This is a genomic window from Marinobacter sp. HL-58, assembly GCF_001314605.1.
In the GTDB taxonomy this organism is placed as follows: domain Bacteria; phylum Pseudomonadota; class Gammaproteobacteria; order Pseudomonadales; family Oleiphilaceae; genus Marinobacter.
In genome coordinates this window covers 333,908-350,210 of sequence record NZ_LIHP01000004.1, presented here as the reverse complement: position 1 = coordinate 350,210, position 16,303 = coordinate 333,908, and the positions used below count along the sequence as shown (strand labels likewise).

The 16,303-nt window shown below is 57.8% G+C and carries 15 protein-coding genes; 7 read left to right on the top strand and 8 right to left on the bottom strand.

Annotation, left to right across the window (positions count from 1 at the left end; translation table 11 throughout):
- Positions 1–76: 76 nt before the first annotated feature.
- Complete coding sequence (locus HLUCCO03_RS05350) at positions 77–751, top strand: molecular chaperone DnaJ (protein WP_027831985.1); 675 nt, start codon at positions 77–79, stop codon at positions 749–751.
- Here the strand turns inward: HLUCCO03_RS05350 and HLUCCO03_RS05345 are convergent.
- From HLUCCO03_RS05345 to HLUCCO03_RS05330, 4 genes are all read right to left on the bottom strand, one after another.
- Positions 722–1,726 carry a bile acid:sodium symporter family protein gene (locus HLUCCO03_RS05345; protein WP_027831986.1) on the bottom strand — a complete coding sequence of 335 codons (1,005 nt, stop codon included), beginning with the start codon at positions 1,724–1,726 and terminating at the stop codon, positions 722–724. The genes HLUCCO03_RS05350 and HLUCCO03_RS05345 overlap by 30 nt on opposite strands.
- A complete protein-coding gene (locus HLUCCO03_RS05340) occupies positions 1,723–2,403 on the bottom strand; it encodes a FadR/GntR family transcriptional regulator (protein WP_027831987.1) in 681 nt (226 codons plus the stop codon). Before HLUCCO03_RS05340 ends, HLUCCO03_RS05345 begins: the two co-directional genes overlap by 4 nt.
- 92 nt (positions 2,404–2,495) lie before the next feature.
- Positions 2,496–3,977: an NAD(P)/FAD-dependent oxidoreductase gene (locus tag HLUCCO03_RS05335; protein WP_027831988.1), complete on the bottom strand. Its 1,482-nt coding sequence runs from the start codon at positions 3,975–3,977 to the stop codon at positions 2,496–2,498.
- Between the two features lie 86 nt (positions 3,978–4,063).
- A complete protein-coding gene (locus HLUCCO03_RS05330; protein WP_027831989.1) occupies positions 4,064–4,975 on the bottom strand; it encodes a LysR family transcriptional regulator in 912 nt (303 codons plus the stop codon).
- A gap of 101 nt (positions 4,976–5,076) precedes the next feature.
- Here HLUCCO03_RS05330 and HLUCCO03_RS05325 point away from each other — a divergent pair, with 101 nt between their 5' ends.
- Positions 5,077–6,696, top strand: coding sequence for an NADH-quinone oxidoreductase subunit L (locus tag HLUCCO03_RS05325; protein WP_051603970.1), 1,620 nt, complete (start codon positions 5,077–5,079; stop codon positions 6,694–6,696).
- On the top strand, positions 6,693–9,134 hold the full coding sequence (locus HLUCCO03_RS05320; RefSeq protein ID WP_027831991.1) for a YbcC family protein: 2,442 nt from the start codon (positions 6,693–6,695) through the stop codon (positions 9,132–9,134). The genes HLUCCO03_RS05325 and HLUCCO03_RS05320 overlap by 4 nt, the downstream gene beginning before the upstream one ends.
- Positions 9,135–9,143: 9 nt before the next feature.
- Here the strand turns inward: HLUCCO03_RS05320 and HLUCCO03_RS05315 are convergent, their stop codons facing one another.
- Positions 9,144–10,112 (bottom strand): beta-ketoacyl-ACP synthase III, encoded by a 969-nt coding sequence (locus HLUCCO03_RS05315; RefSeq protein ID WP_027831992.1) that lies wholly within the window; start codon positions 10,110–10,112, stop codon positions 9,144–9,146.
- 206 nt (positions 10,113–10,318) lie between these two features.
- Here HLUCCO03_RS05315 and HLUCCO03_RS05310 point away from each other — a divergent pair, with 206 nt between their 5' ends.
- The 3 genes from HLUCCO03_RS05310 (at position 10,319) to HLUCCO03_RS05300 (ending at position 11,749) form a co-directional block, all read left to right on the top strand.
- Positions 10,319–11,101: a hypothetical protein gene (locus HLUCCO03_RS05310; protein WP_155939942.1), complete on the top strand. Its 783-nt coding sequence runs from the start codon at positions 10,319–10,321 to the stop codon at positions 11,099–11,101.
- A gap of 92 nt (positions 11,102–11,193) precedes the next feature.
- Positions 11,194–11,448, top strand: coding sequence for a YdcH family protein (locus HLUCCO03_RS05305; protein ID WP_027831994.1), 255 nt, complete (start codon positions 11,194–11,196; stop codon positions 11,446–11,448).
- 148 nt (positions 11,449–11,596) lie between these two features.
- Positions 11,597–11,749 carry a hypothetical protein gene (locus tag HLUCCO03_RS05300; protein ID WP_197025675.1) on the top strand — a complete coding sequence of 51 codons (153 nt, stop codon included), beginning with the start codon at positions 11,597–11,599 and terminating at the stop codon, positions 11,747–11,749.
- On the opposite strand, the gene HLUCCO03_RS05295 is transcribed toward HLUCCO03_RS05300, so the two are convergent.
- The 3 genes from HLUCCO03_RS05295 to HLUCCO03_RS05285 form a co-directional block, all read right to left on the bottom strand.
- On the bottom strand, positions 11,750–12,970 hold the full coding sequence (locus HLUCCO03_RS05295; protein ID WP_051603851.1) for an MFS transporter: 1,221 nt from the start codon (positions 12,968–12,970) through the stop codon (positions 11,750–11,752).
- Between the two features lie 124 nt (positions 12,971–13,094).
- A complete protein-coding gene (locus HLUCCO03_RS05290) occupies positions 13,095–14,039 on the bottom strand; it encodes a peptidoglycan-binding domain-containing protein (RefSeq protein WP_051603852.1) in 945 nt (314 codons plus the stop codon).
- Between the two features lie 118 nt (positions 14,040–14,157).
- Positions 14,158–15,177, bottom strand: a complete 1,020-nt coding sequence (locus HLUCCO03_RS05285) for an acyltransferase (RefSeq protein WP_027831996.1) — start codon at positions 15,175–15,177, stop codon at positions 14,158–14,160.
- Between the two features lie 182 nt (positions 15,178–15,359).
- Between HLUCCO03_RS05285 and HLUCCO03_RS05280 the strand changes: the two genes are divergently transcribed.
- A complete protein-coding gene (locus HLUCCO03_RS05280; RefSeq protein WP_197025676.1) occupies positions 15,360–16,211 on the top strand; it encodes an alpha/beta hydrolase-fold protein in 852 nt (283 codons plus the stop codon).
- Positions 16,212–16,303: the final 92 nt, after the last annotated feature.

The window sequence follows — 16,303 nt, the reverse complement described above, 5'->3', positions numbered from 1 at the left end:
ATCCTTATCCTAAGTGACAAGATTAAGTTTGTCTCTCGAAAATGTAATGTTTATCCGCTGAATGAGTTGCAACTCTATGAATTGTTGGGAAATACTCGGAATTGAACCCACCCGTGACCGGGCCCTGATTGACGCCGCTTACGAGCGCCAGGAAAAATTCGCCTCAGATGAGGAGCTCCAGCGCCTGCGAGAGGCCTATCGTGAAGCTACCGGGGCTGAACCAGCCTCGGTGCAGGCAGAACCGCCAGTTGGTGAAAGCGTGCCCTCCGGAGCATCCGATCAGGCCGTTTCCGAAGCGCGTGCGCAGGAAGAGTCGGAGCTGGATGCATCCGAGCAGCAGATTGTGCGGGAGGTGATCATCCAGATTCGCGCACTGATGAATGATTCCCGCCGAAGCAGCGACCCCCAGATCTGGAAAGCCATCCTTGGAGAACCGCCGGCGGACCAGCCCCGTCTTCGCCGGGAAATCGGGAAGGCACTGGAGCAGCAGGTTCGCCCCATGGCCGAGAACGGCAGTTTTCCGTCTCCCGTGGTGCAGTTCCTGGCAGGCTGGTTTGACTGGTACAGTCTCCGTGATGCTCCTGAGGCGCAACCGGAAGACGAGACATTTTCAGATCAGGCAGGCGCGGAACAGGAGCCCCGGGAGGAGTTGCCGCCCCAGATGGTGAACTTCTGGCCCGCGGTCATAGGCTGGATTGTGGGGCTGGCCATCCTTGCCACGCTATTCAGTGGAATGGGCGGTGGTGGCTGACGCCGCCTCGATTTTGCTCCGGTACTTCTGCGCCAGCATGGCCCCGACAATCACCTGAATCTGGTTGTAACACATAATCGGCAGTACGATCATGCCGAAACCGGGATGCCCGGAGAACAATACCTTGGCCATGGGCAATCCCGAAGCCAAGCTTTTCTTGGAGCCACAGAACACTACAGCGGCTTCGTCCTCCAGGCTGAACCCCAATCTGCGCACCACCCACATTGCCATCACCATGAAGAAACCGAGCAGTGCAAAGCACAGGGCAATAGCCAGCAAGATGGCGTTCAGCGGCAGATTCTGCCAGAGGCCGCTGGCAACCGAGTGAGAAAAAGCCGAATAGACAATCAGCCAGATCACGCACTGGTCGTATCGGGAAGTAAGCGTTTCGTGGCGGGCCAGAAAGCCACCCAGCAAAGGCCGCAATCCGTGGCCCACCGCGAAGGGGAGAAGTAACTGAAGCACGATGTCCCTGAGGGCTTCGGCCACTGAAAAACTGCCATCTCCGGATGTACTCACCAGCAGCAACAGCAGGAAGGGTGTCAGCATCATACCGAAAACGTTGGACGCCGCGGCGCTGCAAATGGCTGCAGGCACATTACCTTTTGCCATGGCGGTATAGGCAATGGATGAGGAGACAGCTGATGGCAGAACCCCCAGGTAAAGGAACCCGAGGCCCAGATCCGGTGGCATCCATTGGGGCGCAAAGCGGCTGATTTCGTTAATCGGCAGTGCCACCAGTGGAAAAAACACAAACGTAAACGCCGTGATAATGATGTGCAGGCGCCAGTGGGTGGCCCCGGCGATGATCTGTTCCCGGGACAGCGCGGCACCGTGAAGAAAGAATAACAGTGCGACCGCTAGGGTGCCGGTGGTTGCCAAAGCGTCAGCGGCGCTACCACGTACCGGCAAAAAGGTGGCGAGTACAATGGCGCCCAGAAGCAGAATCGTGAAGGTGTCCAGCCTGAATTTCATGACAGCCCATTCCCGAGGGCATCCAGGCTTGGCTGGAGCAGCGCTTTTGCCAGTGCTTCGGCCTTCGCGTCGTCCTGCCGCCGAATGGCGGCCAGCAACAGCTCATGGTCTTCCTGGGTCGGCTCAGGCAGGTCCGAGTCCAGTTCTGTCTGCTCGATGGTCAGCGCTACAGCATGGGCGAAATAGTCGTACAGCTCTGTGAGGGCAGGGTTGTGGGATGCCGCTACCAGCGCCGTGTGAAATGCCTGGTCATGGCGGATTCGCTCCTTGAGGTCATCGCCGGCTCTAGCGCGTTCGTCCAGGGCGAGCGTCATCTTCTCCAGGTCTTTTGCGTCCCGCCGTTTCGCCGCCAGTTTTGCTGCTTCGGTTTCCAGCATAATACGTACCTCCAGCTTGTCCCGGAGCTGGGAGCGGCCAATTCTGCGCAGGGTTTCCCCGGCATCCTTTGTGGCGCGTACGTAGGTACCGTCCCCCTGGCGGGTTTCCAGCATGCCCACATGAACCAGAACCCGGACAGCTTCCCGAACGGTATTGCGGCTGACGCCCAGTGACTGTGACAGGTCCGCCTCCACTGGCAACCGGTCACCGATGGTCCAGTGGCCCTGTTCAATGGCGTGGCGAAGGCTCTCGATGGCGGTTTCCACCAGAGAGCCTCTTGTGATTCTTGCAAGTTGCATGTTTATGATCCTGACAGCTGATGATCCAATCATCCTATGAATAACGGGACGCTGTCAAATACGGCTGAAACTGGTCTCAAATCAGGAGATTGCTAGCGCGGGGGCGGAAGAAACACGTAGTCGTCTGGGTCCACCTGCCGGGTCGCCTTGCGGTAGGTAAAGGTGAATCCCGGCCAGTTCACGGTATTCCTGCCGTTCTTGTCCAGGTACCAGGACTGGCAGCCGGAGTCCCACACGCTGCGTTGAAGCTTCTCCTGCACCGTGGCGGAAAACGCCCTGAGCCGGTCCGGCCTGACGTCCATGGCAGTGCCGGGGGTTGTACGCAGCGAGTCGATGCAGCTGAGCACATAACGGATCTGGGACTCCAGCATGTAGACAATGCTGTTGTGAGCGAGGTTGGTGTTGGGGCCGTAGAGTATGAACAGGTTGGGGAAGCCGGACACGGTAATGCCCTTGTACGCCTCGGAACCATCGGCCCAGGCCTGGTTCAGTGACATGCCATGGCGACCGGTGATACTCATGGGTGAAAGGAACTCGGACGCGGCGAAGCCGGTTCCCATGATGATGGCATCCACTTTGTGCAAAGCGCCGTCGGTGGTCATCACACCGTTTTCTGTTACCCGTTCAATATCTGTGGTAACCAGGTTCACATGGGCCTGGTCGACAGCCCGGTACCAGTCATTGGAGATGAGGATGCGTTTGCAGCCAATCTTGTAGTCCGGAATCAGCTGCCTGAGTTTTTCAGGGTTGTTCACCTCACTTCCGGCAAAGCGTTTGGCCTGCCAGGCGAAGATTTCCAGCAGGCTGCTGAAGCGGGTGAAGGCCAGGGCGCGGCTCTCGTTTTTCCAGTAGATCAGGTAACGGTAGAGGCGGTCCCAGGCCGGAATCCTGCGGAACAGTGCCTGCTCCCACCGATGGAATGACCGGTCCGGTTTCGGCAGCACCCAGGCTGCGGAACGCTGGAACAGGCTGAGGGACTTCACCCTCGGAACAATTTCCGGTACGAACTGGATGGCACTGGCGCCGGTGCCAATCACCGCCACGTTTTTCCCGTTCAGATCGTAATCGTGATCCCAGCGAGCGGAGTGGAACATCCTGCCGGTGAAGCTTTCCAGGCCGGGAATGTCGGGCCAGGCGGGTTGATTCAGCTGGCCGGTGGCGGTCACGACGATGTCGGCCCGGAACGAGTCACCATCGGTGGTGGTGACAGTCCAGGTGTTTTCGGTTTCATCAAAGACCGCACTGGCTACTTCCTTGCCGAAACGGATGTGCCCCGCCAGGTCGTACTTCTCGACACAGTGTTGCATGTAGCCGAGAATTTCCGGCTGTAGTCCGAACTTCCGGGACCAGTCGTGTTTGGGCTCGAATGAAAACGAGTACAAGTGAGACTGCACATCGCAGGCTGCGCCGGGGTAGGTGTTGTCGCGCCAGGTGCCGCCGACTGCGTTGGCTTTCTCCAGCATCAGGAATGAATGTATGCCGGCCTTTTTGAGCTGTATTGCCATGCCAAGGCCGCCAAACCCGGTACCGATGATCAACAGGGAGGGGGACGCAGCTTTTGCAGATTGGTTCATGGCAAGTTGGCCCGGCTGAAACGTGATTGAGCAGCCAGTATACGGGCCCATATCCCTATAATGGATGACTTTTCCTGACAGGCCGGCTAGTCAGAAAGCTCAACAACCGGCATTGCCAGAAAATTCTCGGCCGGTTGTGCGAGTATTTCCTGCAGCGCCGGTTTCTCGAAGCGGCGCCTTATGGTGATGGCGTAGAACTCCTCGAAGATGCCCGGTAAGGCGCCATAGTCAACCAGGGCACCCGTATTAAGCTCATCACGAACCACCACCGGTGGCAGGACCGCGTAATGACCACTGTCCCGGGTGAGCAGCCGCATCATGGCCATGTCGTCAACTTCGGCCGATATGGACGGATAGATTCTGTGATATTCGCAAAGCTGGTCAAAGCCCTGGCGAATATTGCTCTCGGGGCCGGGTACAATCAGGTTCCGGCCGGTCAGAAAGTCAGGAAACCCGCTTCCGTTGGCCGCTCCCGGTGGGCCGATGATGCTGACAGGTTGCCGGGCGATGAGCCGCGAGCGCCAGGGATTCTGGTCGTCGCCTCTCACCGCCTGGTTGGACAGGATAATATCGAGCCGGTGGGCCGATAGCCTCCGCAACAGCTCATCGATATGCCCGCTCTGCAGGCACAACTCAAGATCATCCCGCCCCAGCAACGGTTGCAGAAACGCCTCCTGGAAATTCCGCGATAACGTCGCCACGGCGCCTATGCGCATGACCTCCCGGTTGGGCTTGGACCCGGACGCAAAAAGGGCGGTGAGTTCCTCCCCGTGGCGGAATATTTCCTCTGCGTAGGAAAACGCCATCCTTCCCGCCTCCGAGAGTGTCAGCTTGCGGCTTTCGCGGATAAACAGATCGTGGCCAAGGCTGTCTTCCAGTTTGCGAATCTGACCCGACAGTGCCGATTGCGAGACGTGCAGCATTCTGGCAGCCCGGGTCAGATGCCCGGTTCGGGCGACCATCCAGAAGTAATAGAGGTGGTGGTAATTCAGTTTCATGGGCAGAGGTATCTATAAAAGAGAACGTTTGGTTCATTTATATCTATTTTAATTAACGTTCAGAAAAAGGCAAAGTAATGGGAAATCTGGAGGGATTCAAAATGAACTTACTGATGCCTGCACTGGCTTTTCTGGCACTTGGATTATGGCTGATGATTCCGGTCTGCCTGTTTGCCGTTGCCTTGTTCAGCGCCCGATCTGGTGATGTTCTCAAACTCAATCATTGCTGGCGGGTTGCAAGTCAGCTGTTGAGGGCGTCCATGGTCCTCACGATCGTGATTGCCGCCCTTCTGATGGCGGAAAAGGCGTTGACTGGCAGCAGCGACAGTCTGACCGGCGCAGCTCACCGGCTGGGACTGTACACCGATGGAGTGGCGCTCTGGATGGCGCTGATGGTGGCGTTCATCGGCTGGGCGATTCTTCGCTTTGCGGAAAACTATTTGCGGGGTGATCCGGGCCGTGATCGGTTTTTGCCCTGGTTCCTGACCACCGTTACCTGCGTGATGGTCCTGGCGTTTACCAATAATCTTCTGGTGCTGGCGGGTGCCTGGGTAGGAGTGAGCCTGGCCCTTCATAATCTGCTGACGCTCTATCCCGATCGCCCCCAGGCACGGATTGCCGCGGTTCAGAAGTTTATTGTGAGCCGCGTCGGGGATGCCCTGGTGATCGGCGGTGTGCTCCTGCTGTATCACCATTACGGTTCCTTCCGGTTGCCGGATATGGTGGCCATGCAGGCTGCCAACCCGGGGGATTCCGCCGCGCTCAATACAGCGGCCATCCTGCTGGCGCTGGCGGCAGTACTCAAGTGCGCCCAGATTCCTTTCCATGGCTGGTTGCTCAGGGTTATGGAAGCACCAACACCGGTATCCGCGCTGCTGCATGCCGGCGTCATCAACCTGGGTGGTTTCCTCTGGCTGCGCCTGTTTCCGGTTTTCGAAGGCTTTACCGCCGGGCACATGATTCTCCTGGTCGTGGGCGGAACCACCGCGGTTATCGCCGTGATTACCATGATGACCCATTACTCGGTGAAGCATGCGCTGGCCTGGTCCACCTGCGCACAGATGGGCTTCATGTTGTTCGAGATCGGCATGGGAGCCTACACCCTGGCGTTGCTGCACCTGCTGGCTCACTCCGTCTACAAGGCCCATTCCTTCCTCGCTGCGGGGCGCACCGTCAGCGTGTCTGCCGTGGACGTGTTTCCCGAGTCAACGGCCGGTAACCGGCTTTTCTGGGCCGGCTCAACAGCGGCACTGGCCTCGGCGATGCTGCTGTGGCAGCCCTGGCTGGTGGAGGGCAACCCGGTGTTCGGCGCCTTGCTTGTACTTGCCGTAGCCAGTGCGGCCATGGGCATGCCGCGGGGCACCCGACTGGCGGCAAGGATGAGAATCGCCGGCCTGGCGCTGTTGCTGGTGCCTGTCTATGCCATTCTCCACGCTTTGCTGGGCTCTGCGGTGCCGGAACACGCAACGTTTGCGTTGCCGGGCGTGGCCCTGGGAATCGGGTTCGGATTACTGGCCGCCCTGGTGTTGCTGTCGCTCATGGTGGCACTGGCACCCCGGGCCCGGCCTGTGGCGTCTCTGCACAGGCATTTCAGCCAGGGGCTGTATCTTGATTTGCCTTTCGATCAGCTTACCCGGCGTCTGGCGTCGCAGGCACTCAATGCGCCCGCAGCCCTTAACCGGGCGCCTCACCGTCCATTCACCGTGGAAGAAAAAGCATGAACGGTCTCGCTCAAAGCTCCGCTGCCAATGCGTCCGTCGACCAGTGGCAGGTAACGCTGACGAACGCCTGTCACAGGATTGCTCCGGTCTGGCCGCTGGATCAGTGGATCGCTGTAAACCCGTTCTGGGGTTTACGGCATTATCCGGCGACCCACGCCGACCATCTGCTGCGGCGCCGGCGCTCGGAATCCCTGTTGATGCCGGCGGCTTTCTATCGCGAGGCGTGGGAAGGCGGCAGAATCAGCCGGGATGATCTTCTGGCGAGCCTGGAAGAGGCGGGCATCAGTGACTCTGCCGAGTTCTACTGTAAGCGGCTCTACCGCCCCGAGCGCCCGCCTGCACCGCCGGGTTACTCGCTGCTGGACATTCTCCCTGCCGCTGATCAGGGCGAGCGGCCGATGGCAGCCGTGGTTGACCAGATTGGTCGAACCTGCGGCGCCTTCTTTGATAAAAGGCAGTCCCGCTGGTCAACACGCTCCGGTGAAGAAAGCCTGTTTGATTTCTGGCTGAAATCAGCACGCATGGATGTGTCCCTGGACTTCCGCACCGGCATTCGCGGGGTCAGGGCCTGGTTCAGGGCACTGCCGGACGACCGGCTGGAGGCAACCGGCCAGGCCATTGAAGCACTTGGTGTCGATGCGGACACGCTGGAGGCGCTCTGCCACGGCCTTTTGCTGCGCATACCGGGCTGGGCCGGCTGGTGCCGGGGCGTGGACTGGCGGGCGAACCTGAAGGGAGAAGACTCAGGCATTTGCGAAGAGCTGCTGTCGGTATTGCTGATCTGGGAGTGGGCAGCGTCTGCCCATGCCACCCCGGAACAGATCAATACCGCGGCAAGCCAGCGCGAGGCTCTGGTTTCTCGCAGCTCTCTGGGGGAATCGGATTGGCTCTGGGTCTGGCAGCGGGCTTTCGAGATCGGATACCAGCGCACATTGTGGCAGGCTCTGGGCAATAATGAGCGGCCCCGGCCCGATGGCGATAAAACTGCCGGGCGCCCCGATGTGCAGGCCGTGTTCTGTATTGATGTTCGCTCCGAGATCATGCGCCGCCACCTGGAGGAGGCGCATCCGGGTATCCAGACCATCGGGTTTGCCGGTTTCTTCGGGTTGCCTGTCGTTCACCACCGGCACGGGCCTTATCGCCCCATGGAAAAGCTGCCAGGTATCCTGGGGCCGGCCTATCGTGTGGTGGATACCCAGGGCAGCAACGAGCGCGATGCTGCCCTGAGCAGGGTCCTGGATCAGCGTGAAATGACGCGGGAATCAGTGCGCAAGGCCAAGTACGGAAGCCTGTCCACGTTCACACTGGTGGAAACCACCGGGCTGGCCTGGGCCTGGAAAATGGTCAAGGATTCCCTCAACCTGTCGGCCCGCAAAAACACGGCAGACAAACCCGATCCGGCGGAAACACGGCTGGTGTATCTCCAGGGTGGAGACCCGCTGTTTGAGACCACCAGGGTTGAGCTGGTGGCCGGATTTCTCCGGGGCATGTCCCTGACCCGCAACTTCGCACCACTGTTGGTTTTCACCGGCCACGGTACCCACACAGAGAATAACCCCCATCATGCAGGCCTGGCCTGCGGTGCCTGTGGTGGCCAGAACGGAGGCCTGAATGCCCGGCTTGCGGCACAACTGTTCAACGATCCCCAGGTGCGCGTGGCGCTGGCGGAGGAGGGCATTTCCATCCCCGGAGACAGCTGGGCTGTAGCCGCAGAACACTGCACTGTGACCGATGAGGTCACCCTGTTTGATGCCCACAAGCTGCCGGAGTCCCATGGGCCATTGATTGCCGATCTTGAACGCGGGTTTGCCGAAGCCGGGAAAAAGACGCGGAGAGAACGGGCAACGGCTCTCAAGCTGAATGGCTTCGGAGATAGCGAGCTATTACAGCAGCTTAAGAGCAGAACCTCGGACTGGACTGAAGTCAGGCCCGAGTGGGGGCTGGCCAACAATGCCGCCATCATCTTTGCAAAACGGGACAAAACCCGTGCCAGAAACCTGGGAGGACGGGTCTTCCTGCATGATTATGACCCGGAGCAGGATCACGATGGTGACATACTGGCGGCCTTGCTTTCCGCACCCATGATCGTCGCCAACTGGATCAACATGCAGTATTTCGGCTCGGTGACCATGCTGGATGTTTACGGCGCCGGCAACAAACTGCTGCACTCGGTGGTTGGCGGCAATGTGGGCGTGATCGAAGGCAACGGAACCGATTTGCGCATCGGTCTACCGCTCCAGTCCGTCCACGATGGCACCTACTGGCGGCACGAGCCGGTTCGGCTGACAGTCGTGGTTGATGCGCCCGCCGGGAAAATAGAGGCCGCCATCCGGCAGAATCCGGATGTAGAAGCCCTGGTGGAAAACCAGTGGGTCTGGTTGTATCGCCTGACTGACCAGGGCGGTGAACTGTATCGCGATGGGCAATGGCAGTCCTGAATCCGGGGGTCAGAACCGGATCAGGGCTGAGCCCCAGGTAAATCCACCGCCAAAGGCCTCCAGCAGGATGACCTCGTTCTTCCTGATGCGTCCGTCACGAACGGCCACATCAAGCGCCAGGGGGATGGAGGCGGCAGAGGTGTTGCCGTGCTTGTTCACGGTAATCACCACCTGGTCCATGGACATATTCAGCTTGCGGGCTGTGGCGGCAATGATCCTGAGGTTGGCCTGATGGGGGACCAGCCAGTCTACATCGGACTTCTGCATCTGGTTGGCCTCCAGGGTTTCATCCACAATCCGGCCTAGGGTGTTCACCGCAATCTTGAACACCTCATTGCCTTTCATATGAACGTGCCCCTTGCCGGCCCGGACCTGGTCAAAGCCATCGCCGATACCGCAGGGTACATGGAGAAGGTCTTCGTATTTGCCGTCTGCGTGGATATGGGTAGACAGAATCCCGGTTTCTTCGTTCGCCTCCAGCACCACAGCGCCGGCACCATCGCCGAAGAGCACGCAGGTGCCGCGATCTTCCCAGTCCAGGATGCGGGAAAACAGCTCGGCGCCAACAACCAGGACCCGTTTGCTGCTGCCGGTCTTGATGAACTTATCCGCCACCGAGAGGGCGTAGACAAAACCGCTGCATACCGCCTGAATGTCGAAAGCCGGGCAGCCGTGAATATCAAGGCGGGCCTGGAGGATGCAGGCAGAACTGGGGAAAATCTTGTCCGGCGTGGATGTGGCGAAGATGATCAGGTCGATATCGGTTGGCTTCATGCCCGCTGCTTCAATAGCCAGGCGTGAGGCTTTTTCGGCAAGATCGACGGTGGTTTCGCCTTCCACCGCAATGTGGCGCTGCTCGATTCCGGTACGCTCACGAATCCACTGGTCGCTGGTGTCGACAATCTTTTCCATGTCTTCGTTTGTCATGACATTCTCGGGCAGGTAGGAGCCCGTGCCGACAATTCGCGCGTACGTCATGTGAATATTCCTCAGGTAGACCGGTCAATGCTCAGATTCTTTCAATCATCCTATACCTTATTGATCGCTCCCAGCTATTAGCGGTTTGTCAAAGGCTGCCCCCCGCGGCGGATCAAAACGGCGCAGAGCAGGCCGGAACATTGGTAGTCATGCCATAATCAGCTATACCTGTAAACAGGTACCCTTGTTGTGAAGGAGTGTTGCTGGTGACAGACCTTCCCCTCGGCATGAAGTATTACCTGCTTATTCTCACCTCAAGCCTGATTGAAGACCTCAATGACTACGGCGTCAAATGGGTTGCTAACGAACCCGGCATTGCGGTTCGCGATGTAGAGAATGCCTTTTTCAGTGCCCGGGCCATGGAGGCACGGCTTCCGGAGGAACCGGGGCAGGCCGATCCACGCCTCTGGCCGGATGTCATGAAGTCCATCCATACCATCCGAAGGGTGCTGGATGTGGTGGAGAAATCCACCTTCGATGCCGTTATTGCCGAAGCCATGGAGACCACATCCAGCATTGCCCGAGCCGATATCAGGCAGGTCTTCGACGAAAAGCGCGCTGCCGGAGAAATCGATTTCCGCCTGCACGGGCTTCTCAATACCAGGCAAGAACCCGATGAACCGGACCCGGCAGTAAAAGAAGCCTTCATGCTGAAGCGGGCCAGGCGCTATCAAAGCTTCATGGCGTTCGACGGCGCCAGCCTGAACGAGGAAGAAAGCATCATACTGGGCGATGCGCAATCCCTGGCCCGGCAGATTCTTGATGGCGACCGTGACAACCGGCGAATTGATGCATTGCTGGTCATGGGGGCGGTGTTGATCGAAACGGCCAGCGTAAGGCTGAAAACAAGCATACCCGGCCTGATTCGTGATAGCTTTGATCGCATGGCTACCAAGGCTGCAATGGCGTTGGGTGCCATTGTTTACCGTGATCAATACCGGGAGTTCAAACAATCCCTGGGGCTGGAGCCGCTGGACTCGGATTTGTAGGTTTTCTGTTCAGAGGAACCGTAACTGTTCACAAATCCGGGCCAGGAATGGCATGCTGACCAACCACTCTGCGACAAGAAGGAGACGAGGTAATGGGTATTTCCAACCACGAGCTTCACAAAGAATTTCCGCAATTTCAGGAGTTGATTGACGAGTTAAGAAACAGCGACCAGACGTTCAAGGAACATTTTCAACAGTACGCAGAGCTGGACCAGGAAATCGAGGGTCTCGAGCTCAGGGATTCTCCGATTGGTGATGACAAGCTGCACCAGATGAAACAAAAACGTCTGCAATTGAAGGATGATCTCTATAAAACGCTCGTGAAGAAGTCCAACGGCGCAGGATAGGTATAAGTCATTAGCCGTCCGGGCCCTGAAAAGAGGCTGAGTAGTGGTTTCCAAGTATGTGGCCCGGAACGCGTCATCCATAAAATAGGTAACTAATTAAAACCGGTTACGGTTTGCCCCTTTTGTTACCTCAGAATGGATGATTGAAATGAGCAGAGCAGTATCACTTTACAAAGGGTGGAGAATGAAGCGTAACTTCCTCCACCTGGTTCATACCATGGAACCACGCCTTCTCCAGGACGTTGGATATCCGCCGGAAGTTGTCGAGCAGCGCCTGAAAACACCTTTCTGGAAGTTCTGATCAGCCCTCGTGGCTGAATGCGGTTTCAGGTTCATTGCGAACAGCCGCCTGCTGGCGCCAGGCCAGCAGGAATATGCCCAGCCCTGCCACCGCCATTGCAGCGCCCACATAGCCGGTCGATTGCCATCCCAGTCCTGCGCTGATTGCCATGCCTCCGAGCCACGGCCCCAGCGCATTGGCGACATTGAATGCCGCGTGGTGTGACGCGGCGGCGAGGGTCTGGGCGCCATCTGCCACATCCATGAGATGGGTTTGCAGGGCAGGGCCAAGCCCGACCATAAGTGCCACCAGAAAGCAGATGAGCAGCATCGTCCAGAGGTTTTCAGTGGCGTAGGGGAACAGCAGCAACATGCTGATACTCCACACCAGCATCCATCCGATACTGCTGAATCTGAGCCTGTCGAAGAGCCAGCCTCCCAGGATATTGCCCACGAATCCGCCCAACCCGAATACGGCCAGCGCAATGGGTATCCAGAAACGGCTGACCCCGGTCACTTCCAGCAGTGTGGGGGCCATGTAGCTGAACACACAGAACATACCTGCAAAGCCGATAGATCCGATCGCCAGCGGATACCAGATCTCGGGCCTGTTAAAAGCTCTCAACTCGGAAAACGGACTTTGCCTGACTTCGCTCCGATCCAGGGGCAGGAAAAGAATGATCAGCAGGCCGGTCAGCGTTGCAATGGCTCCAACAAAACCGAATGCGTAACGCCAGTCCAGGCTCTGGCCCAGAACCGTCGCGAGGGGATTTCCTATCAACAGGGCGGTGGTAAGCCCCATCATCACGAGGCTGACCACTTTTGCCCGCCGATTAACCGGTACCAGTGACGCCGCCACCAGCGCCGCAACACCAAAATAGGCACCGTGAGGCAGGCCGGCGATAAAGCGGAAGGCCAGCAGCGACCCGTATCCCGGTGCCAGGGCGCTGGCAATATTGCCAATGGCGTAGAAACCCATCAACAGGATCAGCAGGTGCCGGCGAGAAACTCTTGCACCACCGATGGCAAGCAATGGCGCGCCTATAACAACTCCCAGGGCATAGGCACTGATCAGGTGACCCACCTGTGGCTCGGTCACGCCCAGGTCCTGAGCCACACCGGGCATTAGCCCCATAATGGCGAATTCTCCGGTGCCTATTCCGAAACCACCCATGGCGAGTGAAAAGACAATCAGCATGATCCGGGCGGGAGAGTGGGGAGCTTCCTGCGTTAAAGCGGGCATGGGACGGTTGGCCTTGGCGAGACATCAGTGGGTTTGAAACAAGGCCGTGTATTCTGCGCCATTCCATGACATTTCGGAATACGCGTATGCCCCGATCAGATTCGGGGCCGTGTCGGGGTGTTGGTCAGATCAACCAGCCGAACAGGAAGTCGAAGATCGAGCTGAAAAATCCGCCGCTGCTCTGGTGCGTCGTTCCGTTGTTCGCTGTACTGGTTTCGTTGACCTTGTCGGTCGACGTCCTGGCCACCTGGGCAGGCTCCGATGCCTCCGGATTGCCGGCACCTGTTGGCTCGTCGGGCAGTTGTGACTCGATGTCCGGGACTTCCTCGACCGCTACGATCTCGACGGTGGCGCTTTCGGCTTCCTCTTCCACAGCCGGTTCCGCTTCGGCTCTTTCTTCTGGGGATTCCTTATCGTCAGTGACTACCTCCGACACTTCCGGTACCGGTTGTGGCTCCGCAGGTTGTTTAGTGACTTCGGCATCGGCAGGCGAAGCGGCCGGTTCGGTGGCGGCAACCTCTGGTTCCGGAGCTGGTTCATCCACGGGCTCCTGAACCGTGTTTTCCTCTGTGGATTCAGCTACTTCGGTAGTATCCGGTTCAGGTTGTGCAACCGGGGCAGGTTCCGGCTGCGCTTCCGCTACTGGTTCCACTTCTGGTTCCGGTTCTGGTTCCGGCGCTGCGGCAACGGATCGGGTCGGTCCTGACGATGCAAAGCGCTCGGGTTCCAGGCCAATTGCAGCCATGGCGTCTTTGCGGTCCGAAACAGCATTGCCGGTGATGGTGTTGTTGTCGGTTGCTGCTACGCCCAATGCAGATAACGTCTTCGAATCCAGGTTGCCGGTGGTCTCCAGATCATCATGGCCGGACTGAAAATCACGAATTGCTGAGCGCAGGGCGTTATCCATCCAGCCGTCCGCTTTACCCACATCAAAACCAGCCCCATACAGGGCATTTTCCGCAGCAAAAATGGTTCTTTCCGGCCCGGCCGCCTGAGCGACGGCACCAAGGGATGCTGTCATCGCAATCGCGATAAAGCCCTGCGCCCCGGTAAAGCGTGAATGCCTCATGAGTGAATCTCTCCCTGATACGCTTCGCTATTATTTTGTTGAGTATTGAAAGTATCAGTAATTGGATATGTCGCCTATGACGCAGTTAACACATGCGCAAACCCGGTGATTTTTCTTGTCAGTGCTTTAACCGCAACTGCTTGCCAAACATCACCGCACTCCATTCAGCGCGATTGGCAAGGTTGTTGAGCAGAAGGGAGCCGGTAATGCCAACCACCACCATGGAGATGACATATAACCAGAGAGGAATGCTTACATGCCAGGTGACAAAATCAACCACCGAGAAGAACAATGGATGGGCCAGATAGATCCCGAATGATGCCTGGTTGACCCGTTTGACCAGCGCTGTCGCTTTGCGATCCGCCAGACGGGGCAGGGACCAGAGCAGTGCCAGGATAAACAATGGAACTACCCAGGTTTCTTTCGAGGAATACTCCAGTTGTCCCTGGAGAGAAAAGAACAGTATGCCCGCCAGAACGCCGATCAGCCATATGGGGCGGGTTACAAATCGGAACCACCGTTGCGATTCCAGGTCCGGATAGTGCCTGACAAGAAGCAGTGCGAGGAAGAACAGGTAGAGCCAGCCCACAGGGGCCACCCAGTGCAGGTAACCCGGCGGTTCGATTGACTGCCAGCGGAAGAATCCCCACCATCCGATGCTGATAAATGACGCCACAATCAGGCACGGGCCAGGTGGTAACCAGCGCCAGGCACGGAACTGATTGTAGCACCAGAACAGAATATAGAATTGCATGGCAACAACGAGGAAGTAACCATGCCAGCCCGCAAAAAGCAGGTATTCAACCAGATGTGGCAGCAATGCTACCGGTTCGTCCGACAGCCATAGGCGAACATATTCCGCCATCGAATAGATCAATCCGTAAACAACGTACGGAACCATCATGTACTTGAAACGTCTGGCCAGGAAGTGATGGGGAATATTTTCGCCGTAGCGGGCCGAAAACAGGAAAATCGAGATGAAGATAAAGATTGGCGTGCCAACAACAGTGGGTATATAGGCCAGGTCAAGCACCACGTGTTCGAGGTAGTTGCGTTCAATCCTGTCTATGAGGTGGAAAGTGAACACAGCCAGACAGCCGTAGAACCGCAACCAGTAGATTTCCTCGATTTGCTTCATGGGCTCCTCTCGGTACAACGTATACCCGGGGTCCCTGAGCTGTTCCTGGCCCGATGGCTTCAGATCCAATTCATACTCAGGGGCGTAGTTGCGACTTGAGCGATTTTCTTTTGCACCAGGCGTTGGAGACGGACTGAATGATACGTCAAGTAGCCGCTGTTCTTCTACTTATGAGCATTTTTGTGTCCCAATCCGTCCGGGCTGGCGGGAACGTTACCGAGGGCCGGTTCGAGTCAGACCTGCTGGGAAAATCCTATCCGTACATGGTTTACCTTCCGGAAGGATACGAAACGAGCCACAACAATAGGTACCCGGTGATCTACCTTTTGCATGGATCCTTCGGGGGGCACAAGGACTGGCAGAGAAAAGGAAGGCTCAAACGCACTGTTGACCGTATGATTCGCAGTGGCCGGATAGCGCCGGTGATTATTGTGATGCCCGGTAGCAAAAGCTGGTGGATTGACGGCCATAATGAGGATGCGGGATCTGCCTTTATGGAAGAACTTCTGCCTCACATTGAAGAGACCTTCCGCGTTGTGGAAGACCGGGGGTGGCGCGCCGTTGCAGGCCTCTCCGCCGGTGGCTATGGCGCGATCAATTTCGCGATGGCGCATCCCGAAAAATTCGTTGCGGCTGCGGCCTTCAGCCCTGCGATATACGATCCACTTCCTCCATCAAATTCCACCGCGTGGCGCCATCCGTCATTCCTGAAGGACGGAATGTTTGACGGGGAGCTCTGGGCAAGGCGTAACTACACGGCCTATCTTGACCATTATCTTTCCCAGCAGCACACCGTTCCGCTTTACCTCACTGCGGGTGACAGGGACCCACTGAATGCTTCTGAACACACACTGGTTCTCGAAAACAGGCTGAAGCCACACCAGCCCGGGTTGGTAGAGCGCCAGGTACTGCCAGGCGGGCATACCTGGGGTGTCTGGAGGTCAAGCTTGCCCCGGGGGCTTCTTTTCATTGATCGCTATTTGCGGGAGCCCCTGCCCACGCCGGTACAGGATGTGCTTGAGCGAGAGCCATAGACAAAACGGCGTAATGCCTGCCCCGGGAAGCGTTCGCTATCGCACAGACAGCTATGCTCCACACCCTGAAAATCAGTAACGGCACCGGGTTA